General features: G+C 37.2%; 26 protein-coding genes and 1 other RNA gene. 13 read left to right on the top strand and 14 right to left on the bottom strand.

Annotated elements, in window-relative coordinates; genetic code table 11:
* Nucleotides 1-56 precede the first annotated feature (56 nt).
* On the top strand, nucleotides 57-1,049 hold the full coding sequence (locus M1D60_RS20560; protein ID WP_456276682.1) for a zinc-binding dehydrogenase: 993 nt from the start codon (nucleotides 57-59) through the stop codon (nucleotides 1,047-1,049).
* Nucleotides 1,050-1,641: 592 nt separating this feature from the next.
* Here M1D60_RS20560 and M1D60_RS20555 read toward each other — a convergent pair.
* Nucleotides 1,642-1,836 carry a hypothetical protein gene (locus M1D60_RS20555; RefSeq protein ID WP_456276681.1) on the bottom strand — a complete coding sequence of 65 codons (195 nt, stop codon included), beginning with the start codon at nucleotides 1,834-1,836 and terminating at the stop codon, nucleotides 1,642-1,644.
* 199 nt (nucleotides 1,837-2,035) lie between these two features.
* Here M1D60_RS20555 and rarD point away from each other — a divergent pair, with 199 nt between their 5' ends.
* The gene (gene rarD / locus M1D60_RS20550; RefSeq protein WP_456276680.1) at nucleotides 2,036-2,962 is read left to right on the top strand and encodes an EamA family transporter RarD; all 927 of its coding nucleotides are present in this window, start codon (nucleotides 2,036-2,038) and stop codon (nucleotides 2,960-2,962) included.
* A gap of 198 nt (nucleotides 2,963-3,160) precedes the next feature.
* Nucleotides 3,161-3,664, top strand: a complete 504-nt coding sequence (locus M1D60_RS20545; RefSeq protein ID WP_456276679.1) for a hypothetical protein — start codon at nucleotides 3,161-3,163, stop codon at nucleotides 3,662-3,664.
* Nucleotides 3,665-3,787: 123 nt separating this feature from the next.
* Here M1D60_RS20545 and M1D60_RS20540 read toward each other — a convergent pair whose 3' ends face one another.
* Nucleotides 3,788-5,014: a helix-turn-helix domain-containing protein gene (locus M1D60_RS20540; RefSeq protein ID WP_456276678.1), complete on the bottom strand. Its 1,227-nt coding sequence runs from the start codon at nucleotides 5,012-5,014 to the stop codon at nucleotides 3,788-3,790.
* Nucleotides 5,015-5,137: 123 nt separating this feature from the next.
* On the opposite strand from M1D60_RS20540, the gene M1D60_RS20535 reads away from it, so the two are divergent.
* Nucleotides 5,138-6,439, top strand: a complete 1,302-nt coding sequence (locus M1D60_RS20535) for an MFS transporter (protein ID WP_456276677.1) — start codon at nucleotides 5,138-5,140, stop codon at nucleotides 6,437-6,439.
* A 253-nt stretch (nucleotides 6,440-6,692) separates the two neighbouring features.
* Nucleotides 6,693-7,472 (top strand): Cof-type HAD-IIB family hydrolase, encoded by a 780-nt coding sequence (locus tag M1D60_RS20530; protein WP_456276676.1) that lies wholly within the window; start codon nucleotides 6,693-6,695, stop codon nucleotides 7,470-7,472.
* Nucleotides 7,473-7,574: 102 nt separating this feature from the next.
* Here M1D60_RS20530 and M1D60_RS20525 read toward each other — a convergent pair whose 3' ends face one another.
* Nucleotides 7,575-8,915 (bottom strand): sodium/glutamate symporter, encoded by a 1,341-nt coding sequence (locus M1D60_RS20525; protein ID WP_456276675.1) that lies wholly within the window; start codon nucleotides 8,913-8,915, stop codon nucleotides 7,575-7,577.
* A gap of 854 nt (nucleotides 8,916-9,769) precedes the next feature.
* On the opposite strand from M1D60_RS20525, the gene M1D60_RS20520 reads away from it, so the two are divergent.
* Entirely contained in the window at nucleotides 9,770-11,050 is a 1,281-nt protein-coding gene (locus M1D60_RS20520) for a molybdopterin-dependent oxidoreductase (protein ID WP_456276674.1), read from the top strand.
* An 83-nt stretch (nucleotides 11,051-11,133) separates the two neighbouring features.
* Nucleotides 11,134-11,448: a DUF3892 domain-containing protein gene (locus tag M1D60_RS20515; protein ID WP_456276673.1), complete on the top strand. Its 315-nt coding sequence runs from the start codon at nucleotides 11,134-11,136 to the stop codon at nucleotides 11,446-11,448.
* Between the two features lie 133 nt (nucleotides 11,449-11,581).
* Here M1D60_RS20515 and M1D60_RS20510 read toward each other — a convergent pair whose 3' ends face one another.
* Nucleotides 11,582-12,013 (bottom strand): hypothetical protein, encoded by a 432-nt coding sequence (locus tag M1D60_RS20510; protein WP_456276672.1) that lies wholly within the window; start codon nucleotides 12,011-12,013, stop codon nucleotides 11,582-11,584.
* A gap of 120 nt (nucleotides 12,014-12,133) precedes the next feature.
* Nucleotides 12,134-13,234: a DUF4003 family protein gene (locus M1D60_RS20505; protein ID WP_456276671.1), complete on the bottom strand. Its 1,101-nt coding sequence runs from the start codon at nucleotides 13,232-13,234 to the stop codon at nucleotides 12,134-12,136.
* Nucleotides 13,235-13,374: 140 nt separating this feature from the next.
* Between M1D60_RS20505 and M1D60_RS20500 the strand changes: the two genes are divergently transcribed.
* Complete coding sequence (locus tag M1D60_RS20500; RefSeq protein ID WP_456276670.1) at nucleotides 13,375-14,085, top strand: M48 family metallopeptidase; 711 nt, start codon at nucleotides 13,375-13,377, stop codon at nucleotides 14,083-14,085.
* A 213-nt stretch (nucleotides 14,086-14,298) separates the two neighbouring features.
* Here M1D60_RS20500 and M1D60_RS20495 read toward each other — a convergent pair whose 3' ends face one another.
* Nucleotides 14,299-14,856, bottom strand: coding sequence for a thioredoxin family protein (locus tag M1D60_RS20495; RefSeq protein WP_456276669.1), 558 nt, complete (start codon nucleotides 14,854-14,856; stop codon nucleotides 14,299-14,301).
* A 96-nt stretch (nucleotides 14,857-14,952) separates the two neighbouring features.
* Complete coding sequence (locus tag M1D60_RS20490) at nucleotides 14,953-16,092, bottom strand: NADH-dependent flavin oxidoreductase (RefSeq protein ID WP_456276668.1); 1,140 nt, start codon at nucleotides 16,090-16,092, stop codon at nucleotides 14,953-14,955.
* A gap of 230 nt (nucleotides 16,093-16,322) precedes the next feature.
* Between M1D60_RS20490 and M1D60_RS20485 the strand changes: the two genes are divergently transcribed.
* A complete protein-coding gene (locus M1D60_RS20485; protein WP_456276667.1) occupies nucleotides 16,323-16,973 on the top strand; it encodes an SDR family oxidoreductase in 651 nt (216 codons plus the stop codon).
* 54 nt (nucleotides 16,974-17,027) lie between these two features.
* Here the strand turns inward: M1D60_RS20485 and ssrS are convergent.
* The 5 genes from ssrS to M1D60_RS20460 all read right to left on the bottom strand — a co-directional run bounded on the left by ssrS (nucleotide 17,028) and on the right by M1D60_RS20460 (nucleotide 22,096).
* Nucleotides 17,028-17,223, bottom strand: a non-coding RNA gene (gene ssrS, locus M1D60_RS20480) — 6S RNA.
* Nucleotides 17,224-17,342: 119 nt separating this feature from the next.
* A complete protein-coding gene (locus M1D60_RS20475) occupies nucleotides 17,343-18,167 on the bottom strand; it encodes an alpha/beta fold hydrolase (protein ID WP_456276666.1) in 825 nt (274 codons plus the stop codon).
* Nucleotides 18,168-18,477: 310 nt separating this feature from the next.
* Nucleotides 18,478-20,214 carry an ABC transporter ATP-binding protein gene (locus M1D60_RS20470; protein ID WP_456276665.1) on the bottom strand — a complete coding sequence of 579 codons (1,737 nt, stop codon included), beginning with the start codon at nucleotides 20,212-20,214 and terminating at the stop codon, nucleotides 18,478-18,480.
* Between the two features lie 66 nt (nucleotides 20,215-20,280).
* A complete protein-coding gene (locus M1D60_RS20465; RefSeq protein WP_456276664.1) occupies nucleotides 20,281-21,477 on the bottom strand; it encodes a DUF4085 family protein in 1,197 nt (398 codons plus the stop codon).
* Between the two features lie 34 nt (nucleotides 21,478-21,511).
* Nucleotides 21,512-22,096, bottom strand: a complete 585-nt coding sequence (locus M1D60_RS20460; RefSeq protein WP_456276663.1) for a hypothetical protein — start codon at nucleotides 22,094-22,096, stop codon at nucleotides 21,512-21,514.
* A gap of 454 nt (nucleotides 22,097-22,550) precedes the next feature.
* Here M1D60_RS20460 and M1D60_RS20455 point away from each other — a divergent pair, with 454 nt between their 5' ends.
* From M1D60_RS20455 to M1D60_RS20445, 3 genes are all read left to right on the top strand, one after another.
* The gene (locus tag M1D60_RS20455) at nucleotides 22,551-23,099 is read left to right on the top strand and encodes an RNA polymerase sigma factor (RefSeq protein WP_456276662.1); all 549 of its coding nucleotides are present in this window, start codon (nucleotides 22,551-22,553) and stop codon (nucleotides 23,097-23,099) included.
* On the top strand, nucleotides 23,068-24,384 hold the full coding sequence (locus M1D60_RS20450) for a hypothetical protein (protein ID WP_456276661.1): 1,317 nt from the start codon (nucleotides 23,068-23,070) through the stop codon (nucleotides 24,382-24,384). Before M1D60_RS20455 ends, M1D60_RS20450 begins: the two co-directional genes overlap by 32 nt.
* A gap of 114 nt (nucleotides 24,385-24,498) precedes the next feature.
* Nucleotides 24,499-24,921, top strand: coding sequence for a DUF2935 domain-containing protein (locus M1D60_RS20445; RefSeq protein WP_456276660.1), 423 nt, complete (start codon nucleotides 24,499-24,501; stop codon nucleotides 24,919-24,921).
* A gap of 106 nt (nucleotides 24,922-25,027) precedes the next feature.
* Here M1D60_RS20445 and M1D60_RS20440 read toward each other — a convergent pair whose 3' ends face one another.
* Nucleotides 25,028-25,276 carry a hypothetical protein gene (locus M1D60_RS20440; protein WP_456276659.1) on the bottom strand — a complete coding sequence of 83 codons (249 nt, stop codon included), beginning with the start codon at nucleotides 25,274-25,276 and terminating at the stop codon, nucleotides 25,028-25,030.
* A 41-nt stretch (nucleotides 25,277-25,317) separates the two neighbouring features.
* Complete coding sequence (locus tag M1D60_RS20435) at nucleotides 25,318-25,482, bottom strand: hypothetical protein (protein ID WP_456276658.1); 165 nt, start codon at nucleotides 25,480-25,482, stop codon at nucleotides 25,318-25,320.
* Between the two features lie 266 nt (nucleotides 25,483-25,748).
* Between M1D60_RS20435 and M1D60_RS20430 the strand changes: the two genes are divergently transcribed.
* Entirely contained in the window at nucleotides 25,749-26,168 is a 420-nt protein-coding gene (locus tag M1D60_RS20430; protein ID WP_456276657.1) for an RDD family protein, read from the top strand.
* The last annotated feature ends 625 nt before the right edge of the window (nucleotides 26,169-26,793 follow it).

Here is a 26,793-nt window from a genome sequence, read left to right as displayed (position 1 = left end):
TAAAGCCACGTGATTAGAGATACTGGTCCCATAAATTTTAAAAAGGAGTGATACATATGAAGGCAATCGTTCATGAAGGAAAATCAGGATTTGAAGGTCTAGCATATCGTGAGTTTCAAGAGGTGCAACCTAAAGCAGGAGAGGTACGGGTAAAGGTAAAAACGGCAGGGCTTAATCACCGCGATCTATTTGTCCTAAACCGCCATCAACCGACTGATCCACCACTTATTATTGGTTCTGATGGAGCTGGAGTCGTGGATGCCATTGGAGATGGTGTAACTAATGTAAAGGTCGGAGCTGAAGTGGTCATCAATCCAGGTCTTGGATGGAAAGACAAAAGTGATGCACCTCCTCCAGGATTTGAAATTGTCGGTCTTCCTTTTCATGGAACGTTTGGTGAATACGTCGTGCTTCCTGCCGAAAATATAGAGCTAAAGCCTGACTATTTAACTTGGGAAGAAGCGGGTGTTTTATCACTTGCAGCACTTACAGCATATCGGGCATTGTTTACTAGAGGCCGTATCAAATCGGGGATGAAGGTTCTGATTCCAGGGATTGGCAGTGGGGTTGCTACGTTTCTATTACAATATGCAAAAGCAGTAGGAGCAACCGTATATGTTACTTCTCGTTCAGAGGAAAAGTGTAAAAAGGCACTTGAACTGGGTGCTGACAAGGCAATTAATAGTAATGATGATTGGAATACAGCTCTTAACGGAGAGAAAATGGATCTCGTCATAGAATCGGTGGGAGCAGCTACCTTCAATAAATCTCTTGACCAGCTTCGTCCAGGAGGTACGTTAGTGACGTTCGGTGCTTCTGCAGGAGATGACGTTCAAATTAATATCCGCAGTTTTTTCTATGGACAATTAAATCTTTTAGGTTCGACCATGGGAAGCGCAGAAGAATACAAAGAGATGCTTCAATTTATAACAGAACATAAGATTAAGCCAGTTGTTGATCAGATGTACCCTTTGAGTCAATTCAATCAAGGATTCAATCTTATGGAAACTGCTGCTCAATTAGGGAAGATTGGTTTCTATATTGAGTAAGGCTTTTTGATTTAAATAACCGGAGAAGAGGCTGGGACATAAGTATTTCAGTTAGTGAAAAACCCGAACAATTAGGTGATATGTTGATGTATCTTTCACCTGCTAATTCGGGTCTTTTTATTTTTATTTTTCTTTTATTGATTTGTTTATAATTGCATTCTATTTTTTAAAACTTGTGGAATGGAGCGGAAGACGCTCGACTCCTGCGGGAGATAGAGGAAATGCTGAGACCCCGCAGGCGTAGCTTGTCTAGTTGCAGTGCCCAGCTCCTCGAGGTCAAATAACCCTACATCAAGAAATGGGAAAGAGCACCCTTTTCTTGATGTAGGAACATTTGCTTGTCGGAGCTAACCGGGCACTTCCACTTTTCTATGAGGAGGCTCAGATTCCTCCCCGCGGAAAGCGAGCGGCTGCAGCGCAATGGAACAACCCTGTTTTTCCAGCTTAACTAGTTAATAAGTATAAAAAAACGAAAACAGTATTATGATAGGTAGACTAATTTTGAGATTATTCGTCTTTGAGACTGAGGTATTAGGTTATGTCCCAACCTCTTTTGTATCTAATTGGAAGAATTTTTGAAACTGATAAGGCTTTACACTTTTCTTCTATTTTTATTTTTATAGATAAGGTAATACACCCCAATCAGTCCTGTCATGCTGGCTAGAATGAGAACAATGGTTAAATAAATTCCAAATCCAATTTCATCAATAATGGTAAAGAAATAGACAGCAGCTATTAAATCCATAGCAATGGATGAAATCAGAATGATTTTTAATACCTGATTCACGGGTTTCACCTCATATTAGAATATATACTTCTATTGTTAGCTATTAACTAGCAAGAAATGTATGTATATGGATGATTCAGTATATAAATCAATCTTGATTCCTTAATCTAAAGTTATCCCACCCAATAACGAAACCTGTTATAATTACTTATATTTATTTGAAGTTAAAGAACTTTTAAAACGGACTGGAGCTAAAAGGATGGAACGTGAAAATGCAATTGGTATATCATTTACGGCAGCGGCCTATGTACTATGGGGTGTTTTACCGATCTACTGGAAGTTTTTAAATCAAGTTCCAGCACTTGAGATTTTAGCTCATCGTGTGATTTGGTCCTTTATATTCGTGTTGATCATTGTTTTCTTTATGAAAAGAAAGCTCTTAAAGAACTTCTTTCAGGTACAAATGAGTAAAAAGAAAACTTGGTTTGGGCTCTTACTAGCTTCTGTATTTATAAGTATTAACTGGTTGACCTATATCTTTGCTGTGAATACAAACCATATTGTCGAGGCGAGCTTGGGCTATTATATTAATCCGCTTGTCGCTGTTTTGTTAGGGGTTTTCGTATTACGTGAAAAGATGAATAAATGGCAGGTAGTTTCTTTTGCTTTGGCCACAATTGGTGTGATTTATATGACAGTCTCGCTTGGAAAGCTTCCATGGGTTGCACTTGTCTTAGCCTTCTCATTCGGGTTTTATGGATTGTCTAAAAAGCTTATCAAGGTGGATTCAATTCTAGGCTTGCTACTAGAGACCCTATTTGTGTTACCTTTTGCTTTATTGTTTTTAGCCTATTTAGGTGTGAACGGTCAACATAGCTTCTCGGCTGGGACCATCCAACAGGATTTACTATTACTAGGTTCTGGTATTGCTACAGCCTTGCCACTTCTATGGTTTGGGATAGGAGCTCAAAAGATTCCACTTTACATGATTGGCTTCTTACAATATATTGCCCCCTCTATTAGCTTGCTAATTGGAGTACTGATGTATGGAGAACTCTTTACAAAAGATCATATCGTTACATTTACATGCATTTGGACAGCACTGGCGATCTTCACATTCTCTAATATTCGCCAGGTGTTAAATAGAAGAAAAGTATCAGCTAAAGTTACGAATCTAGGTGCGTAAAATTTGAAAGGAAGGAACGGAAAAGAGCGAGCAATGAACCATAAAAATAATAAATCATACTTTAACACACCAATTAACATAACCGTTGGTGTGTTTTTTAGTGATCGGATATAACAAATTCTGACCTAATCAGATAAAAGTACATAATAAAAATAATGGTTACTTATGGTAAAATTATTTGTGTCAGGGGGATTAAAATTGAGTAAAAAGAAAAGGTTACTATTTAGGATTTCAATAGGCTTAAATATAATTTTTATGGCTCTCATTGTCTGGGGGAATATAAAAATGAACTTCGCTAAGGAGCAAGTTCTTGTTACTGAGGTTCAACAAAATTTAGTAGAATTAGAGGGCTTAATAGCTAATCAAATGAATGATCAATGGTCTGAACCTAACTTAGTAACAACTGAATTAGGAGATGTGATGAATGGACTTTATCTTGGAATAAATACCGGTGAACAATTAGGTAATCTTTCAAAGAGTGAACAGGAAACTCTTGGCAAATTATATAACAAGTTAAATCAATATCCTAATGATAGTTTATATCAATTTGCTGAAATAACAGAAGAAGAACAAAAGGATTTTGAAGAATTGAGAGAAATACTTCGTGAAGTAGGGTTAGGCTTAAATATAACTATCAGTGCAAGTCTCGATTCTTTTATTCAACAGGCTGAGGAATTAGAAGAGAAGTTAATTATTGAATAAAGGAAGAGAGGGATATTTTTTGCCAATTGAAAGTGAACATAACTAATTACACAATTCTTAATGAAAGCACTACATGGTTATGAGGAAAGGAATGATTTCTATGGGAGAAATCATTCCTTTTGCCTATTTATTCATCATATTAACCAGATCCTGATAAACGTTTTGACTTTGTTCCTTATAGGGAGAATGTGGCAATGGTTCAAAATTCTCTTTTGCGACTTTAGCTGCTGCTAGAGCTTTTTCCAACTCACCGATTTCTACATAACATTTTGCTTTAAAAGTATCTTTAAGATAAAACAATGATAAATCAAACGGATGGTGATGGAAGGAAGGTATGACAATTCGATCGAAATATGAAATTGCTTCTTTAGCTTGTCCGAGCCCCAATAGGGCCTTTCCTTTTTCAAGATAAAGCCATTCATTCAAATCATTATCTTGATCGTCAACTAACAGTTGGTTTATTTGTTCTAATGCTAGTTGAAAATCACATTTAACAGTATTTAATGATTCAATGTTAAAGAGCTGATAAAGCAGGAAAGATTTCTTGTCATCTGTAAATTCTGCATATTGTTTTAACTTATCCAAATAGAACTCATGTGATGAAATATCATTTTCCATCATGGCAGAAGCAGTAGCTAGACGATATAAATCATCGATTAAATAGAAAAGTTTATTAGACTTTGAAAACGTAATTGCGTTCTCCATCACTAGTTTAGCGGAAGCAGTGTCTCCAATTGCAAAGTGTAACATGGCCTCATGGTAATCAAGGTCAAGTTTAGTCATACCGTCAATAATAACATGGTTGTCTTCAATTTCTTTTCTTTCATTAAGTAAAATCTCTAATGATTGTTCATAATCATGTTCAATAAATTTAACGATGGCACGGAATACTCCAAGATTTCCTCTTTGGTGAGTCAGATTCATTTGGTCATATAGAGTAGCCGCTTGATTAAATGGCTCTTGCCAGTGATTTTTCTTCTCTAAATAAAGTGCTCGACCATATAGCTCTAACAGTCTAGCTGCTTCATATCCTGAATTTAATTTTGAAACAGATGGCTCTATTAAGGTAAGGAGCTTTTTATATTTATCAGGTACCTCATCCATACTCTTGTTAAATAACTTTTCGGCCTCATCTAACACTTCTCTTAGCTCATGGATATTTCCTTGATCAAGTAGATCAGTTACTTCCACTTCAAGACGTTCCGCGATATATACCAAACTATCCATAGACGGCTTGGCTTTATTATTTTCAATTAGGCTGAGCATTCCTTTGGTAAGCTCAGTACCTGCAAGTTCTTCAAGGGTTAGCTTCTTTAGTTTTCGAAATTTACGTATTTGTTCCCCTAGCACGAAAGGCACTCTCCTAATTTTTATATTTTTGTTTAATTATATTAAACTTTTCCTTGAATGGGAAGGGTTATGCATGGTATGATTTGTTTAATTAAATTAAACTTTTTTTGTGGAGGGTTTTAAGTGGATGATATTCAAAAGCTTAGAAGAGCAACCTATCATTTATACACGTTCGCAATTAGTAAGCTCATTTCATCGTTCGGTGCACAAGTATATGCATTTGCAATCAGCTTCTATATATTACAACAAACAGGATCGGCAACAAGCTTTGCGACAAATTTAATATGTAATATCTTACCTCGGACACTGGTTTCACCATTTGCTGGTTATGTTGCGGACAGATACTCTAGGAAGAAGATTGTCATATGTGCACAGCTTGTTACCACTGCGGCAATCTCGGGTCTGCTATTTGTTAGCCTAAATTATGGACTGTCGTTGATTGCCATTTATATAACAACATGTGTGTTGGCGATCGCATCCTCATTTTCTACCGTGACATTTAGTTCATCAATTACAGGGTTAGTGGATGAAGCCAGAATTCAAAGAGCCATGTCATTAAACCAGATGTCGATGTCTTTTGCTGCAATTGGTAGTCCAGCCGTTGGTGGATTATTATATGGGGCTGTCTCGATGGAGCTTTTCTTAGGAACATTTATTGCCGCTTCGATTATTGCCGTGATCCTTGAATCAACAATGAACTTCAATCTATATTCGAGACGTAAAGAACAGGTCGAAGAGACGAAAAAGGAATCAATGTGGCAAAGCATGAAAGCGGGCTTGGCATATCTAAAAACAAAACAGGTCATTATGATTCTAATTTGGATCTCCTTAATTATTAATTTCCTTTTTGGAGCTTTTGAAGTGGGGTACTCATATATTCTGATTGAAAAATTTAAGATGACGTCACAGCATTTTGGGTTTACCCAAGGGGCTTTTGCAATTGGAATGCTTGTGTTCTCCATCTACTTTTCGATCAGAAAAGAAGTAAAATATGCTCTTCTCGTTTCAAAGCGAGGTATTCTTGCAATGGGAATCATCATGGGGGCAATCTCAATCCCATTAATGGTTTCAATGTCATATTGGGTCATTTTTGCCTACTATTTAATCGTTATGTTTAGTTTTGGTTCCATGATTATTGTGGTCAATACACCAATCCAGGTGATGATGCAAAAAATGATTGATGATGATTACAAGGGGCGCGTCTTCTCCATCATCGAGACAATGGCGATGGCCTTGATGCCGCTCGGTATGATCATATTTGGTTTCTTGTACGACGTACTTCCAGGTCAATACATCCTACTCACCTCAGCAGCTATCCTTATAGGAGTCGTATTAACTCTTGCTAGACCTAGTGTTGTTAGAAAAGCACATCCAGAGCTAGCGATGAAAAATGCAGTTGTGCAAGAACCGGGTCCAGCTTTATAAAGAAGGAATCAAGAGCGAATATCGAATTCGCTCTTCTTTTAATTGGACTCGGATAAAGAACATTGTTGATTTTAAAGCAGAGGATCTTACTTTTATAAAGATGTTTCGTGTAAATGTAAATTTAATTATAGGTAAAGGTTTATGTACAACATAGACGGTCACACTAGACAGACGATATAATGAATGAATGCCTCTTTAGTAAAGAGGATTGGTTTTCATAAGAACGAAAAATACATAGAGAGAAGGTACTACCATGACACAGAAAAGCATTATCTTTTTTGATATTGACGGAACCTTACTGAATCATGAAAAAAAATTACCAGATTCTACGAAGGAAGCAATCTTTAAGCTGAAAGAAGATGGACATATAGTCGCAATTGCTACAGGACGTGCTCCTTTTATGTTTGAAGATTTAAGAGAAGAATTAGATATACATACATATATCAGCTATAACGGGCAATATGTAGTGTTAGATGGAGAAGTATTATATACGAATCCATTAAATATTTCTGCCCTTGAGAGGATTACAGAAGTCGCTCTACAAAACAACCATCCTGTTGTGTTTATGGACCATGAGGATATGAAGGCCAATGTTCCAGAACATTCCTATATCAGAGAAAGTATTGAATCATTAAAAATAAGTCATTTTCCTGAACATGATCCGCATTATTACAAAGGGCGTGATCTATACCAATCACTGCTGTTTTGCCAAGAGGGAGAAGAGAATCAGTATGAACAACAGTTTGATGATTTTGATATTGTAAGGTGGCATCCTGTTGCTGTTGATATCCTTCCAAAGGGAGGGTCAAAAGCTAAAGGTATCGAAAAGATTGTTCAAAAGCTAGGCATTTCTGAAGAAAATCAATATGCATTTGGTGACGGACTGAATGATATCGAGATGCTCTCAACAGTGAAGAATAGTGTGGCAATGGGAAATGCGGAAGAACAAGTGAAGGAAGTTGCAAGGCATGTAACAACATCAGTAGAAGATGACGGGATTGTTCATGGTCTTAAGTTGGTAGGTTTATTGTAAGGGTAGATCGAGATAAGGAAAAAAGGACAGTCGCTGATGATGACTGTCCTTTTAAATGATTTTAGTTATTTAAAGAGTTAGTTGTAACGAACCGAATCCAATTTATTTTTTTCCGAAATAGAATAAACCAGTGGCCACCCAAAACAGCATAACAAGTAAACAAAAAATCAAAATCGGAATGGCCCCAAATTGATAGATAAGTGGTACGGATGCTGCGGTAAAAAGCCCTCCTCCTACTAATGGTTCAAAGATGAGCTGCTTATATCCAAATGCCTCAAGCGCTTTAGTTTTTCCTTTCGAGTCAGCAATTCTAATCAGCATTAGTCCGGCTGCAGTCATTCCCATTGATTGCCCGAAATCCCCAATACCCCGTTCGAACCAATTTTCTGGAATCATTCGTGGTGCTAAGAAGATAAAGGCGATGATATTCCAAACTATTCCTGTTACAATGAGGAAGTCTAGTGCGAATCCCTGAACACGGACAACCAATTGGCGATTGACTAGTTTACCAGCCTTTGTTTTTTGGAGAATCAATTGTAAAATGACACCACCAACCATTGCTAGTGGAAACAAGGGAACGTAAGTCATGATCTCCGTATCGGTCCATGCCCCCCATGTCATACTCTCCAGATAAATTAGACCTTCTAACAACCCTTTCCCGATTAAAATTGCAATTCCTAGCATAGCTATATGTAAAGTAAGTGGCTCAATAGACTCAGGCTTCGTTGTCATTTTACCAGCGGAAGGGAGCTCTTCCGTTTCAATGATTCCACGAAGCTCTTGTTCTGGTAGATTATTTGGGTCTTGCAGGATATTTGTTTTATTTTTTCTTATAGCCCAATTAATTAAGAAGATTCCACAAACAACACCTGATACAACACCTATCGTTGCTAAACCGATGGCAAGGTCAGCTCCTGCCTCAAATCCTAATTCTTCAAATGTTTCTGCTAACCCTGCACTCGTTCCATGTCCACCCTCGAATCCAATTTCAATTAGAGCACCGGCTAGTGGACTAATTCCGAAGAAGGGAGTAAGGATAACCAACGTTAAAAGCAGCCCAAACACATATTGCCCCCAGGCGACAGATTGTCCAAATGAAACCTGAGGACCTGCAGTTAACCAAATATCCTTTATATTAGGTAGCTTTTTTCCTAAAAAAAGAGCGGCAAAAATCACACTTATTAAAAGCTCTGGAAAAGCAGACCATATTTCAATGACCTCTTCTGGAAAAATCCCTTGAGTTAGAACGGCTGACTCACCTTTAAAAGTGGCAATGAGTCTACCCAATACTTCAGATCCTAGAAATAAGGCGATAAAGCCAGCGATAATAGAGCTAGGTAAAAAGTATTTCTGAAAAAGAGGAACACTGACCCGAATCCATTTGCCTATTAGTAGAAGTATACCTACTAGTAAAATACTAAACCCAACCATCTCTGCAGACATGTTCATCCTCCTTAAGTAAAAACTAGTTTACGCACAATCTCTTTCTTATTATTTAACCTTGATATAGGGTGAATAAACATGTGCTAGCTTTAGTAGCGAATCTTAAAGATGAATAGATTCCATTATCATTGTCCTTGTTCAGAGTATGAAATGATGGATTCCAGAATAGAATGGATCAAACCGATTTTGAACAATAGAGCTGGGAAAGACAAAGGTAATGTTAAGCCCTTTAGTGCTAGATTAGTAGATGACTCATGAATGAACGACCAATCGAAGTGAAAAGTTGCAGAAAAGGTCGTTCATGAGGTTGATGAACGACCGAATGAAGCAAAAGCAGCAGACAAAGGTTGTTCATAAGGTTAATGAACGCCCGAATGCAGGAAAAACAGCAGGAAAAGGTTGTTCATAAGGTTAATGAACGCCCGAAAGCAGTAAAAACAGCCGGCAAAGGTCGTTCATGAGGTTAATGAACGCCCGAATGAAGGAAAAGCAGCAAGAAAAAGTCGTTCATAAGGTTAATGAACATAGAATACACACAGCTTTAGCAATAGCTGTTTAGTAGTGACATCTATTTCAAAATGATATAAAACCGTCTTGTCCTAAACAAACGTTTAATCACTTGAATGGAAAAACACTGATATAATAAGGGTGATATTAAGTCAACATGATTACGGTTTAAGGTAATCTTTTTCTAGGATATTAATAAAGTAGTAAATTTAAGGTGGGTTTGTTTTCTTTAATTTAGGATGATAAAAATCATAGTCTAGTTATCAACCATCCTCGTACTTCCCAAAACCTACTTGTTTTCGTTATGATTAACAAAAATAACTAAATATAGAGGGAGTGGTGGAGGGATGGAACAATTCAAAAGTTGGTTAAAACAGCCGTTTGGTAAGAAACTTAAAAAATTGCATTCATGGAACGCTTGGATTGTGCTGCTCTTAGCAGTTACCGGTATCCTTCTTTATCTACCTTTTATGAGAGGCTTGATTGCCTCCTTTCGAGTGGGACTGAAAGAATTCCACATTATTTTAGGTTTGATCTCTGTGTTCATCATCTTGCTTTATTTACCTTTGATTGGTAGACATGTGAAGCAAATCCGTAGAAAAAAGAGTCAATACTTCAATCTTTGGCTTGTTCTATTTTTACTAATAGGTTGGAGTATTTCTGGAATTATTCTTTGGCAAGAGAGAAATTTACCAAAAGAATGGACTACTGTTGCTTTAATTTGGCATGATTTATTAACCTGGATTGGGGTTCCTTATACTATCTATCACTCTATTTCACGAAGTCGGTGGTTGAAAACCTCTTCCAAGCCGAAAAAGCTAGCACCGGTTTCTAAGGAAATCAGTCGAGATGAAGAAGAGCAACTTACGGCAGATCAGTACATAAAAAGAAGGTTTACTGAACCTCCTTTTTCAAGGCGGACCTTTCTTCGTGGGATGACGATCATACTTTTGATTATTTCAGTAGGGCCTTATTTTTATAGATGGGTAAAACGTATTTTCGATGATGGTGGAACACGGATTGATGATGCTGCTTTAAACGATGGAAATAGAATGATTCCAGAACCAACCCCAAATCCTCAATCCGTCCCACCAGTTGGAGGAGGAGCAAAAGGGAATTTTAGAGTTTATACAGTAACGGATATCCCGTCCTTTTCATCAGACACATGGAAATTTGCTTTAGGTGGCTTAGTGGATAAGCCAGTGACATACAATTGGGAAGAATTCTTGAAGATCCCTAGACAGTTTCAAGTGAGTGATTTCCATTGTGTTACAGGGTGGTCAGTGTTCAATGTTACATGGGAGGGTATTAGACTTTCGGATTTTTTAGATCAAGCAGGTGTTAAGAGTCAGGCTAAATATGTAAAATTCTACTCGGGAGACGGTGTTTATACGGATACCTTAACCGTACAACAGGCTCGAATGCAAGATGTGGTGATTGCTGTTCTAATGGATGGAAAGCCAATTCCTCAAAAATTGGGAGGACCAATACGATTAGTGGTACCTAAGATGTATGCCTATAAGTCTGTTAAATGGTTACAGGCCATTGAACTAATTGAGGAAGAACATATAGGTTATTGGGAAGAAAGAGGGTATTTAACTGATGCATGGCTTAATAGAAAACCCTAAATTAATGGTTGATATAAATATATAAAGTTTCATAAAAAAACACTTTTCGGACACACTAAACATATGTTCGGAGGTGGAATGAGATGGAAAAACAATCATTTAACGAAATTTATCGAAACTACCTAAAACAGGGAGAACAGCAGGCACAGATGGAAGCGGCAGAAGAGCCAGCTGCAGGTCTGGAAAAGATTGTTGCGGTGAGAAAGAACGATGATGATGATATTATAGCTTTTAAAACAAGTAGTGGAAGAGAGCTTGATTATGTTACGGCTCTTGAAGAGGCAAAAGCGGGTAAACTGTCACATGTCGACGTATTCCATAAATATGGACGAGATATCATTCGAAGTGAACCTGATGGCATTCAAGAAAATAATCTTGATCAATTGCCTCCATTCTAAACGTAATAACATTAGGGACGTTACATTTGCTTCTGAATGAAGTAATGTAACGTCCCTTTGGTCATATAGGATTGCGGTAGAAATGAGGATTAAAGAGTAGTTAATACTAGATAAGATAGAGATGCAGAGGAGATTAATTTTTACTTATTCTATTAAAATACAATTCGTGTTTTCCTGTCAGCTCAGATAAAAATTCAATGTCACGATTTGTGTTTTTTGTATTTGTGTCTATTCTTTTTAGAATAGCAATCGTATCATCGTTTGCAGTTTGTGCAACGTTATTTAAAGTAGTTTCCATACGATCTAGCTGGGTAGTAACCTTATCAAACTTCTTATCCATTTCACCAAACTTTTTATCCATTTCACCAAACTTCTTATCCATTTCACCAAACTTACCTTCCATTTCGCCAAACCTTTGATCATTCTTACCTTCCATTTCGTTAAACCTTTGATCAAACCTACCTTCCATTGCATCAAGTTTTTGATCAAACTTGTCCTCCATTGTTTTAAACCTCTGATCAAGCCTTGTTTCTAACTGTTGAATAGCTTTTAAAATTTCCTCCATCTTTTCCACCTCCTTTTTTACTATTATACTAAATTCTAGTGTAAATGAGGTAGTGGAAATAAATTTAAAGGACGGCTCTTTTGTTTCAAATTTGAAGCAAGAGACCGTCCTCGTTTATTTTCACCCACCATCTGTGCTTGTCGCAATGGCAGCACCTGCAATTGAAGCAAACATAACCGTTTGTTGGGCTTGGATGATTGATTCTATGATGGTGTACATATTGGTTCCAATTAAGCTAGTATCCTCCAACTTTTCACTCATGAGGAAATTAATGGCCATAATGAGATTGATATCTTTATGCCATTTAAATGACTTCTGATGATTAAGTATTTGGACGAGTTCATGAATAGTCTCAAGCTCCTGATTCCCGTTTTCAAGAAAAGAGAGTAATCCTAATACAGGGTAGTGCATTTTTTTTAGTTTTAGATCTCCACGACGCTTGAACTCATCTAAAAGTGTCGTGCAACGTTCGGTGACCGTGTCAGAATTTGCGGGATGAAGGGATAAAATATGACTTAAAAACTGTAGTTCATTCCCCTTTGAAAATCCATTCTGATCTAGTTTAGAATAGTATTGCTCCATATTCTCTAAGAGCTCATCAAGGGTACCTTCTTCATCGGCTAATAAAACTGCTAAAGGAAAGTCACTGGAAGATGTGAGAAAAAAGTGATTAGACCTCATCCCTCTGTATAGAGACATACTTCGGTAAATTCTTTCTTGTAAATCGCTTTCTCCTTCATTTACTAAAAGAATATAAGAACATAGATATGTAAACTGGTCTCGATTGAATTTTGACTCAATTAATTTTTCATAGATGTCCATTAGAGCAGAGAATTTTTCCATCGGGTCATCAAATTGGATATCCAGCATAGCCGCCATCGTAAAACGGTGAGGTGAATTTAATGTCGAAAACATCCCCACATTCTTCTTAATGTCCTCACTAATATCGAGAAATCGCTCAAGGTCAAAGGTCTTTTGCTTCACCACATACATAGAAGCCACCATCATTAATGTTCGTGAATCAGTTACCTTCCACTTAAGGGCCTTATAAAGTTGCTGGTAGATGTTTGTATAATCTTGTACTTTGGTTTCTAAAGTCGTTTTCAGTGTAATCACTCCTAGAAATGGTTGGTAACTATGATACGAATGAAAGAGTTTAATGGTTTCATATTCGTAGTTAAAATTTGAATAGATAAATCTGAAGAATAAGCACCATTCCATTATTTTTCCTATAGATTGTGTAAAAAAACAAAGTTTAATGATCTCGTTATATTCCCAAGCCATTGGCTTTGAAATTTTAACAGTTATAATAAAGAATAGATAGAAAAAATAAACAGCAAAAGAGAACAAAAGGTGATGGAATGATACATACTTACTTAGATGAGACAATCCGCTTTGAAATAAAATATAAAACCCAACAGTCGTCGATGAGAATGACCATGGATCATTATGGGAACATTGAAGTCCAAGCTCCGAAAGGGACACCCCATGATGAGATTATACATTTACTAGAGAAGAATTGGGAGCTTCTTCAGATGAAAATAAAAGAAACAGAGGACAGGTGGAACGGACCACAGGAAAAGTCCTACGAGCATGGAGAGAGTTTTCTCTATCTAGGGAAATCGTATCCTATTAAGGTGGTACATGATCAAAAGATAGAAAAAGACTATGTTAATTTTGATCAAAACCAACTACAGATTCATGTTAAACTCCCTGATGACGAACGACCTAAACAAGCTTTAAAACGTTTTTACTACCAGCAATGTAAAGCTTTAGTAGAAGCGAGCATTACGGAATACCAACACAACTTTAAATCCAAGCCACGCAGCATTCGAATTACAGACAGTCCGACAACCTGGGGAACATGTGACTCTAAGCTGCAGCTCACGTTTAATTGGAAGCTAGCTATGGCACCACAGAAGGTAATCAACTATGTAGTTGTGCATGAGATGTGCCACATGCTTCATCTCAACCACGATCGTTCCTTTTGGAGGCTCGTTGGAAAAATCATGCCTGACTATAAGGAACAAGAACGATGGTTGGCATTATCCAATTGGAAGATGACAGTATAGACTTATTAATAAGTAATTGGAGAATGTCCCAAAGATAAAAATAATGTTGTCGAATTCCCGGGAAATAATGTGGATTATAAATAATTGAGGAAATAAATGATGGTGAAATTACTTTTTTCTACTAAAATCTACAACCATTAATATTTGTAAGAGAGGATCCCTTGAGATTCAGTAAACAAGGGATTCCTCTTTTTTTATATAAGAAAATGGATACTATAATCTTTTCATCACTTGAATCAGATCCTGCTTAACATCTTCCCAAAGGGTAGAGTTGGTTGCAAACTGTTCTGTAATGGACTTGATCATCTTTTTGAAAGCTTCTTCGTAGCAAGGGTCTTCTTTATCAGGGACATCTTTTCTTAACTCGTCTACTAGTTGTTGAACAGATTCAGCACGAGGTCCCCATTTCCCAAGCTCATTACCCTCACTGTCTAAGAATACAATGATAGGGATAGAACGTGATTTTCCGTTTGTTAAGTATTGGTCCATTAATTCAAGGTTTTCATCGCGTATTAAATATCGTATGTCGACTAGTGCTTCTGCAGCTAGTCTAATAAAGATAGGCAGATTAACCATCGCATCCCCGCACCAATCAGCAGTAAGGACAACGGCTTTAATTCCTTTTGTTTGTAATCCTTGAAGCGATTGACGATCCTCTTCTGAAATATTGAACTTGTTATAAACGCCTAACAAATTGTCTTGATGTACGGTCATACTTGAAATATAGGTTTCTGTTGTCATTCCTTTAGTAAACCAATCTAATAAGGACATCTCATTCACTCCTCTTTCGCAAATTAATTTACTATAACTATAGCTAGAATTTCTAAACTCTGCGAATAAAATGACTTCCTTATATGTAAAAGCTACTTAAACGCCTGGGAACCACCCTGGAGTGTGGATGATCGCATTCCATAGTGGATCTGGAATGACTAATTCTTCTTGTTTTGTTTTATCCAGCTTTGTGACAATCTCAGCTTCTTTTCCTTCAGCAAATTTCTGTACCCAATCAGGGTCAATAATTAACTCTCTACCTAGAGCAAGTATAGGAACTCCTGATTCAAACGCTTTACGGGCATCCTCAGCCGAGTAAATAGAGCCAACACCAATAAGTGGAACTCGGTTATTGATCGTCTCTAGTAAATAGTCAATTCGCTTTTTATCTAAATCGTCAACGCCCTTTCTAGCTGTTGAGTGGAAATCTTGTAAGGAGACATGTAAATAATCTAAACCCTTATCTGCTAATAAATCGACAAGCTTGAGAGTATCTCCCATTGTAATACCAGGAGTTTCTGGTTCTTCTGGTGAGAAACGATATCCGACAATAAATGGTGAGGTGGCATGATCTTTTACGACTCTTTGGACTTCCTCCAAAATAGCAAGAGGGAAAGTCATTCGTTTTTCCACACTGCCTCCATATTGATCTTCACGACGATTGGAATGAGGAGAGAAAAACTGTTGAATTAAATAGCCATTTGCTCCGTGGAGTTCAACCCCGTCATATCCTGCTTCAATTGCACGTCGAGTTGTTTCTCCGAAAGCTTTTACAATCTCTTGTATTTCCGCCTCAGATAAAGCCTTTGGTTTCACCTGTGGCTCCTCTGTAGAGACCCCACCTCTTTCAGCTGGTACATCACTTGCACTAACGATTTCTCCATTTGGAACCAACTCAGGTGGACACATTCTACCACCATGGAAGATTTGAAGAATTGCTTTGGCACCTTGCCCTTTAATAGCATCAGCCAACTGTTTCATACTAGGAATCATTTCATCACGGTCTCCACCAAATTCACCGTGGAATCCTTTTCCGTTCGGTGTAACATAAATACAAGCCGTAATGACCATACTTACCCCTTTAGAACGACGAGCATAGTAAGAGACCTCTGCCTCAGTAACCGTTCCATCTGGATTTGATGAGAAATTCGTCATTGGTGCCATCACTAGTCTATTTTTTAATTCGACTCCATTAGGGAGAGTATAGGAAGACAGTAATTCATTATTTGTTGTCATTGTGTACGTTTCCTCCTTATGATTCTTACCATGGTATAGTTGGCAATTGAACTCAAGTTTATGTTTGTTTAACAACTATAGTTATAACAACATTTCAAAGCAGAAGGAAATGATATGCTTATTTTTCATATACAGCCTTAGAGTCGAAAATAGATCACTCACATGTTATAGTGGCACTGTTAGCTAGTTTAAGGGTCGAGAAAAATAAGCAGATGAAAGGGCGGAGGAATATGAAAATTTTAGTTGTAGGGGCAAATGGCCAAATCGGAAAACATTTAGTCACATTTATTCAAAATCGTGAGGATATGGAAGCTAAAGCGATGATTCGTAACCAGGAGCAAGCCTCGTTCTTTGAGAAGCTTGGGGCCCAAACCGTTACAGTTGATTTAGAAAAAGATATTAATACGATTGCAGAAGCAGCAAAAGAAGTAGATGCTGTCGTATTTACAGCAGGATCTGGACCTCATACAGGAAGTGACAAAACCATCCTAGTCGATTTAGATGGTGCAGTTAAAACGATTGAAGCAGCAAAAGTGGCAGGGGTGAAGCGTTTCATCATGATCAGCTCGTTTGATACGCGAAGAGAAGCGATTCAAGCAGGTCCACCATCCTTAGTCCCTTATATAGCTGCAAAATATTATGCGGATGATTGGTTGCGACGGACAGACTTGGATTATACCATCATCCACCCTGGAGCCTTGACGAATGAAAAAGGAACCGGTCAAATAGAAATTGGAGACAATATCGAAATAGGTGGAATTCCTAGAGAGGATGTTGCGCAAGTTATTTTGGCATCATTAGAAAATGAGGGTACGATTGGAAAGGAATTTCAAGTGATTGGTGGTAAAAGGCAAATACAAGAGGCGATTCGTTCAATCTAATAGAAAGTAATAAAAAAACAGCTTCCTTTGACGGGAGCTGTTTGTGTTTTAATATGTAAGGCCGCTGTTGCCGTAATTAACTATAAAAAAGTTTTAAACCACCACTCCTCAAAGTGGGTGTTCGTAGATACATTCCTGCATGTCCTCCAAGTCGTATAGACAAAGGCTTGTCATTCCTGTATCAGGTAAAACTCCCTATTATAGCTTAAAGGTTAAAACTTTTTTATAACTACGAACAATGCAGCTTGTTATTTATAGTACCTTAAACTTGATATAATTTCAAATGGTAAAAAGTGTAGGGGTAAAACAAGAGAACCGTCGGGTTGTATCTTAGGGATCAAATATGGAGAAGAACACCTCTTCAATTCCTTAATTATTAGCTAACGGAACGGTCCCATTTATTAACTGAATTTGTCTTGTACATAATCCCTTTAAAAACTGAATCGAAACTTGATTGAATTTTTCTGGCTGATCCACATTACATACATGACCACTATCTTCTATAACTTCTAATTGTGCTGCATTGCTCCTTTTCACAACTTGCTCTACAGGATATAGAAACATATAGTCCTCTTGTCCCATTACATATAGAGTTGGAGTATCAACTTTATTTTCTTCAAAGTGAACGAGCAGAGGTGCAACATCATTCGTTAATTTAAACCATTTAATAAATTCTTTTTGGCATAGTTTTTTAGCCTGATTAACAAATAGTATTCGAGACTCCTGGTGTCTCTTTTTAGGCATTAAGCACCAAGCAAAGAATTTATATAACCACATATAAGGAATGAGCCTTTTTGAAATATTACCAAGCCATATTAGCGTTTTCACACGGGTATTTAAGCGAATTACTGCTCCACCTAAGACCATTGATTTTACTCTGTTAGGTTCCATTTCAGCAATATTTCTAATCAGAATAGTTCCTAATGATATCCCTACGAAATGAGCTTGCATAATATTTAAATAGTCTAGCACTTCAATGATATCTTGGCTGACATTGTCAAATGAGTATGTTTTATTGAGCATGATGGGGTTTCTAGACTTACCATGTCCCCTTAGATCTATTAACAAGACATTAAAATGCTTTTTAAACTCCTTTACTTGCTTATACCAAACGGATGAGCTTCCACCTGCGCCATGAATGAAGACGACCCACTCATGAAAATCAGTTATTTCATGTACTTTATAATGGAGCATTTGTACCTACCCTTCTCTATGAATGAGTCTATTGTTGTATATATAGCCTTATTGTAGCAAATTTAAAACGATAGTTTTATAAGAAAATAATGTAATTGCAAAGAACAAAGGTTAACACTGCCTTTATTATTAAATAGGAAGTTGTACTTAGTAAAGGATTTTCTACCTCACGAGTTAGAAAATGTGTCAAAAATCAAAAGAAAACAAAGAATAGGTTCCCATGCTTCTCAGTAAGTAAAAGAACTTTCTTCATTTGTTTTCTATCCTTCAATTTTTTGAGTACTCGTTTCATGTAGTCATTACCGGATGGTTATGTCAATTGATGTTCAGCATATTCACGGTAAAGATCATGGTTCTGGACGAGTTCATCATGTGTACCAGTTCCAGTTACTCGTCCTTTTTCAATAAAGATGATTTGATCGGCATGGACAATCGTTGATAACCGGTGAGCGATAACAAAGGTGGTGCGGTCTTCCATGAGTCGTGCTAATGCTTGTTGAACAATACCTTCAGACTGGGTATCAAGGCTTGCGGTTGCTTCATCCATCATTAAGATTTTTGGGTCTCTCAAGAATGCTCTAGCAATCGCAATTCGTTGTCGTTGGCCACCAGAGAGCTTGACGCCACGTTCTCCAACTTCAGTATCGAGACCTTCTGGAAACTCTTGTATAAACTGATCCGCATAAGCCATTTTGGCAACTTCCCATAACCTTTCATCGGCAAGATCTGTTTGATCTTCTAAACCGTAGCACAGGTTCTCACGTATCGTTCCAACCATCATCGGACTATCCTGTGAGACATAGCCAATTTGCTTTCTCCACGAATGCATTGATAACTCTGTAACGGGGATATTTCCAATCAAAATGCTACCTTGAGTGGGCTCGTAAAAGCGCTCAAGTAGGGCAAACATAGTGGTCTTACCACCACCACTCGGCCCAGCAAAGGCAACCATTCTACCAGGAAGGACCTCAAACGAGACATCCTGTATGATTGGTTCGTCATCATTATAGGAAAAGGAAACATGTTCTACTTTAATCGGTTGATTGGAAATATCCATCTCCTTTCCGACTTGTCCTGCCTCTACATCTAAAGCAAGGATATCAATAATCCTTTCTGTCGCACCTCTTGCTTTTTGTAACTGGGTAAAGAACATGGCAAAGGATGTGATGGGAAAGACAATTTGAAATAAATAAAGTAAAAAGGCAACGAGAGAACCAGTTGTCATTGTTCCTTCCGTAACACGAATTCCACCATAACCAATAATGATTACAATTACGACCATGACTACCAAATACATTAGCGGCGCAATGAAGGCAAAAATGCGTCCCTCTTTTAGGCCGTAAAAAAACAGCTTATTAATGCCTGCCATACCTTTCTGTTCTTCTGTCACTTCAGCATTTGAAGCTTTCATAAGGCGAATCTCACTTAGGGTTTGTTGGACGCTCCCACTAAATTTTGCCGTTTCATCCTGTAGACTGCGGGAGATTTTTCCCATTTTGCTTCCAAGAGGAACCATAAATAAAGCGGTAAAGGGAACGGCAATAAACATTAATAAGGTCATTTTCCAATCCATAATAAACAGGATAATTACTGCCCCGATAATGGAAATAACTCCGCTAATAAATTGAGGGAAATGCTGTGAAATTAAGTCTTTCACAACCCCTGTATCATTAACAACACGACTTACAGATTCTCCGCTTTTACTTTTATCATAATAGGTCACAGGAAGACGAATAAGTTTATACCACATTTGCTCTCGTAATCTGGCGACAATATTCTGACCAACATAAGCAAGCGCATAGGTCGAGGCACCATCTATAACAGTTTGTAAAATAAACACAATGACGATTGCCCCAATCAGATATAGGTTCAATGCTTCAATTGAAAATCCATCGACCAACTCTCTTGTTAAAAGGGGAATCGTAAGACCAACAATCGTTGTAATAAGGCTTCCGATTAGCCCTAAAGTGAGGGCAAGCTTTGGTATTTTTGTAGATAGAATTAGGGAGAGAAAGGGTTTTAGCATTTGTTTATTATCAGTTTCCATGAGTAGTCTCCTTTTAGTGTAAACACTGATTTACAATGGATTAGTTTCAATCTCAAGAGAGATCCATCATCCAAGTAAAGCCTGATGTTTCTCAATCACTTCTTTTTTTAAAATCCCTTCTTTATAAAAATGACTAGTATAAACACTAATCATCATTTCATTTTCTTCCGTAACGTTCACTTTCAATAATACTGTATTAATAATGTCCGCCAGTTCTTTAGGATTGGAATACATCGTGTTCCATGCACGTACTTGCCATTCTAATTCATCACTAAATGCTGCTTCTTCTAGTTCTTCAGCTGGGACAGGTTCATTAAACTGTGCATAAGGATCTTCATAGATGTCGGTGTAGATAAACTGAATAGGATTGTACTCGCTCAAGTCATATGTATACCGTTTACTTCCTACTATAACTACCATTTCACTATTTCCAATCTCAATCGTTCCATTTTCTAAAACGAGGCTATCAGATAGTGATGGTATGACACTCTCAACATGAGGAGTAATCAACCAATAGCGATGCTCTGGGTTTAACATGGAAAAATAATCAACCAAGGACGTATCTTCAAGTTTCTCCTCATCTTTCAATCCCGTATATTCCTTTGGATGGTAAAAATACTGGGCATCTAGTTCCTTCATGGAAATCGTCCATTGGCTTTCCGGACATTCGAATAAAACACGGAAAGCAAATCCATTTTCCGTTTTCTGCAACTCATCATAGATGAACCATTGGCCGACTTGGATGGGTTCATCCGTTTCCTCAGAAGTAACTCCTTTAAAAATAAAGTGAATCAGCGACTTTGAAGAAAATCCACCATCCGTATTCACGTAAAGATGAAGGGTATCCCCGTCCCGAATAATTCTTTCAATTGTTGAATCATGAAGGCTTTGCGTAAAGACTTCTTGAACAGCAGTTGGTAAAAAAGGAAGAGTCTGTTGTGTCCGTTTATAAGCAGCATCTAAAATTTGTTCGAATTCCTTGTCTGCCACTCTCATCCACTGTAAATAATCATCCCTTACTGTTCTAGGTAGTGTCGGTCCAGTTAATGTCCCATTTTCTAAATAGGGGATAAACCGATTAGGCAAGACGTGTAACAATTCTCCTTTTACTTCATTAAGTTCTTCCTTTAAACGTGAAATGAGATCTTCGCCTTCTTCTTCTGCTTCTCTTAATAGAATCTCCCATTCTTGGTCGGTTTCAGGGATCGGCAAGAGATTATGCTTTAAAAATGTTTCTTTAGCTTGTTTGGATATGTTCCACATACGATCACTTCACCTCAAAATATTAGAGTTAAATTTAATTTTGAAAAAAATACAGATCTGACATGATGCCTATGGCTAGTAATGAAAAAGTAGTTAAACTCTCTTGAGCACTGTTATCAATGTAGTAACCGTCATCATTTAGTAAGTTTTCTTTAATTGTGGTATACACTAAAGAACGTCTTTTGACCGTGGAGATTTGTTTTTCTGTTCTACAATCAATCACTGAAAAATCAGTTGCACCATACCTCCCAATTACTTTTATGATGTTATTTCCGTTTTCATCATAAACAGTAAAAGCTGGTGATTTTATTTTTACTGAGGGTTTAATGGTTGCTACATGCTCACCTTTCTCTGAATAGAGAAGGAAGTCTTTATTAAAACCTTTTTCTTTCGTAATCGTACCTAATTTATTATCCTTGTGATCTAATAATCTCAGTTCTAAACTCACCGCACTGAAAAGAGTAAGTAATTTTAAAAAGTAGTTTCCGATATTTTTGGAAGTAGAGGTTTCCTCTATGGTACCAATTACTTTTCTATTAGAAGATATTGAGTATCTTTTCCCCTGACTATTATAAAGTGTCTCTTTTTTTAGGTATATTTCATTGTGCTGTTCAAACATGTCTTGAGCCCTCAATAAGAAAGTCCTTATATAGATACGATTATGTTTACTATTGGTTTCAAGATAATTAGAGTATTGGCTCGTTAAAAAGAAAGGGCGGGCAACAACTATGATGGAGGTGACTAGTAGGTGAAAAAAGTAAAAGTATTCTCTTCTTAAAAAACAAATAGATCCCCCAGTTTATTTTTGGAGAGTCCATTTATTTTAACAATAATTTTACATGCCAGTTTTACCTAGCAAATATACAATAGAAGGTGCATGTGAAATAAGGATGGTTACATAAGTCAAGAGTACCAGTGCTAACAGAATTACCTACTAAGAATAAATTTCAATCGTTTCTAATAATTGTGGCAGTGGATTACAGAAGCCATATTAAACTAATTTATAAAAGAAAAAAATCGAATCGTTTTTTTTAGTAGTATCGTCTAATGATGTAGAAAATGGAGGTGAAACAGTGAAATCTTCAGAAAATGAACAGCTTATTAATGAGTTATATGAGCAATTTAGTGAACAATTGTATCGGTATGCCTTACTACGAACAGGTAATAAAGAAGAAGCAAAGGATATTATTCAAGATACTTATTACAAGGCGTACCGGGGATTACACTCATTTAATGGATTAGCTCAGTATAAAACATGGTTGTACTCAATCACTCGTAATACCATAAATGATTATTTGCGAAAGAAGAAAAGAGTTGACCTTCTGAAATTCAGAGTTGTAACGGGTGAAACTCCTGACTATTTATTACCGGATGAATTACTAAACCTAAAAGAGGATACAAAGGTTTTGTATCTAGCACTTTCACGTCTGAAGAAAAACCATCAAGAGGTTATTATCTTACGAAAGATTAAAGAGTTTTCAACGAGAGAAACAAGTGAAATATTAGGATGCTCTGAAGCAAAGGTAAAGTCTAATTTAGTAAGAGGATTACAGGCCTTAAAGGCTGAGATTTCAAAGGAGGGCATAGGGTATGAGTTCAAAGAAAGTGAGCAAGCCTTTTGAGGAGAATTTTCAAGAATTAAACTCAATTTCTTTATCCGTTCAGGATCAGGAGGAAATGAGAAGATGGCTACATAATAAAGTACGAAGACCTAAATTCTTCACACGTTTCTATCGTTCTATTGTTCCTGCTACCGCAACCATTGCTGTATTAACTGTTGCATTTTTGATGTATAGCTCTGAAACTTCACTGAAGAATGCACTGTCCTTACAAGGAGAAGAGTCAGCTTCAACTTTAAAAACAGGATCAAGTGATTTGTCAGATGAGGAGCTAGCCTTAATAGAACAAAAGGAACAAGAAACAATTAGTAAGATGGAGAATCTATTTAATCTCTCACTAGAAAACTATCACCCTGCTTATAATTTACCAGGAACCACTGCGTTTCGAGAGTTGCAAGATATCCTAGGTGCAACGGATAATTTACCTAACCTGTTTGTTAAAGCACCTATTCAAGATACGAGAAAATCCCCAGCTTATCTTTTTTGGGAGGATGAGAGGGGAGCCTATCTTTACACCATTGAGTATAGCGATTCAAACTGGAATGTTCGTACCATTACGCATATAAATGAGAGCGGCATAAAGGAAGTAGCTGAGGTGAAAATAGATTTTAAGAGTATTGATCAATTATTTGAAGAATATGTAGCTAATACGTGGGCCCATGATGTGTATCAGGCAACATCCATGAGTGGCAATCATAGCATGGAAATGCAGCTTGGTGAGAATGAATCTGTAACCTTAAATATTCAAGATAAAAAAATTCAAATTAACTCTTTTGACAAGAAATTCGAGTTAGAATTAGACGATCAACCTTATATAAATCGATTAGTTGGTTCAAAAGAAAGTTCATTAGGCTTCCTAGAAATTTTAGGAGGAGATCAAGAAATCTCCACGTATGTTATGAATCATCAAACAAATGAAATATCAAAGCTAGAAGATCAAGCTTCAACACCTGTGTACGATACTTTTCATAAGCTGTTTTATGTAGTGGCTGGTGAAGCTGGTCAAGAATATGTGACCATTTTTGAAGACGGTCAAGTTCAACCGAGTATATCATCTGAGTATCAAAATATTGTATCGATTATTCCAAGTGGTGATGGGAAATATTTAGATTATTTAGTGGAAACATCAGAAACACATTCCTATAAGCTAATGAGATACACACTTGAGACCAATAAAGAAACTGAATTAGTGAAGTTAAACATGCATGAATTGAAGTATATGGTCCATAACTATTTGAACCAGCCTTTATCGGAAATCAACAATCGGTTAATTCATAAATTATATTAAGAGGAGATATGCACCCACTTTATAATGATGTGGGTGTTTTTGCTGCTAATAATACGTGTTCTAAGTTTGTACGTACTCCCATACTTATTTAAGGAATAATACGGGGGTGGTCATATGCAGTTTTATTATGGAAACCAGATGCCATTACGGATTTTAGATGAGGCAGAATTTTGGAAGCATCAAGAAGAAGAACATACGGTAGTCATACGTGAACTTGTAAAAGAATTAGAAGCAGAGTATGTGGAGGGGTTAAAAGAGTGGGAGAAAGTTCTGTCGCATACTCATCAAACTGTTGTGCGATGGATTGAAACAGTCATTCGCTCTGGTCAAACTCTATCTCCAAACTTATATCAACAAGTACTGAAGCTAGTTCAATACTTGTTAGATGAAAGTATGCAATTTATCCAGTTTTGTCAGTATTTAAAAGATAACAGTGAACCCATCAAAAACAACACTACAGCCAAGGTAGTTATTGACCATATCATTCGTGAGTCCGAATACTTTGTGGGGATTGCACAGACTTTGTTGTATTCTTAAAGTAAAGAAAGCAGAGGGAAGGCTCTCACACTTTCATAAAGGTAACGTAAGAACCTTCCCTATTGCTTTTGCCATATAAAATAAGGTAAAAGTAGTTGCCAAAAACCTATCTAGGAAAAACCAATTGATGGTCAATGAATATTCTACAATGTATAGATAAATTCCCACCGAGATGAGCCTTAATTTCTCTCGTTCCTTTTTGATCCTTTAGGACCCCGGTTAATGTAACTCTGCCAGCAAAACCTAGTGTTTCATCCTGCAGCTCACCATTTACAAACAATCTTTCACCATGAAACCAAGTATTCTCAACAAGAATATGATGCCCTTCATACGTAACTTCAAATGTCTTTTTCATAGTATCTCCTTCAAATCATATCATTCTCTTACTATATCAAACTATCTCTTCCTACTGTTCCGGATTGAACCAATTCCAGCACCTATAGCAATACCACAACCGAGACCTAGTGCAAGGTTATCAAGAAGTATGCCAAATGCTGCGCCTAAAGCAACACCTAAGGACATTCCATAAAATAACTTTTTATCCTGTTCTTTACCGCTCATTATATACCTCCAAAAAGTGTTTGCTTTGTATTAATAGAAAGGAATTTATAGTAAGACTAAATAGAGACCAAAAGTACTTCACTCATTGAATCAATACCTCAATAGTTCTCTATATTCTTATACGAATAAAAATACTACTGGTTTCACTTTTTTAAGTATAAGTAAGTTTCTTCCCAGTGCATTATGTAAAAAATGGGGAAAGAAAAAGAGAACTATAGAATAGTATGAATAGAGTTGCTTTTTTTGCACGAGGGAGGAGGCTGAATATGGAAAGTAACCCAGCTGGTTTTTGGGTAAGATTTGGGGCATCTATCCTTGATGGTATACTTCTGTTTATTGTGACTGTATTGTTGAATCTGGCAGTCTATCAGGAATTCGTTACAGAAGCCACTTTTCTAACAAATATGATTGATTTCTTATATTATTTATTGCTACCAATTTTGTGGTATGGATACACGATTGGAAAACGAGCAGTAGGAATCCGAATTGCACGGGTAGATGGGGGAAAAGTAGGGATTGGAACGATGCTTCTTCGAAATGTAGTAGCCGGAATCGTATATGGGATTACGCTCGGTATCGGAGTGATTGTCAGTGCTTTTATGGTAGGCCTAAGAGAAGATAAACGGTCTATTCATGATTTTATCGCAGGGACGTATGTAACCTATGATGAACCTGAAATCTACTAAACTAAAAAGGGACGGTTCGAGTCCAGTGAGATAAAGGACTCAGTGTCCGCAAGGGAATCAAGGAGGACCCTCAGTCCTCTATTTCTAGTAGAATCGGTGTATATGCCGACAAAGTGGACCACGAGTCCTCTATTTGCTTAAAAACGAGTCATTATCCCTGTAATTGCTCGTAATAAAGGACTCAGTGTCCGCACCAAGTCCAAAATGACCAGAAATCGGTGAAATAGAGGACTCAGTGTCCGCAAGGGAATCTAGGAGGACCCTCAGTCCTCTATTTCTAGTAGAATCGGTGTATATGCCGACAAAGTGGACCACGAGTCCTCTATTTGCTTAAAAACGAGTCATTATCCCTGTAATTGCTCGTAATAAAGGACTCAGTGTCCGCACCAAGTCCAAAATGACCAGAAATCGGTGAAATAGAGGACTCAGTGTCCGCAAGAGAAGGTAGGCGGATATATGGCTTCATTATGTGAAACGCTTGCGGGTGTCTAACCAATTGGATCGTCGGACGGTTCTTATGCTTCCATAAAGGAAGTACAGAACGGTCCTTTTTGCTACTATAAATAGATTGATGGTGGAATGGTAATCATGTATGAATGAATGGTATGGTTGAATAGAAAATTCG

The organism is Bacillus sp. AK128 (genome assembly GCF_053903075.1).
Note: the sequence above shows the minus strand (reverse complement) of the source record. Positions and strands in the feature narration are given on the sequence as shown.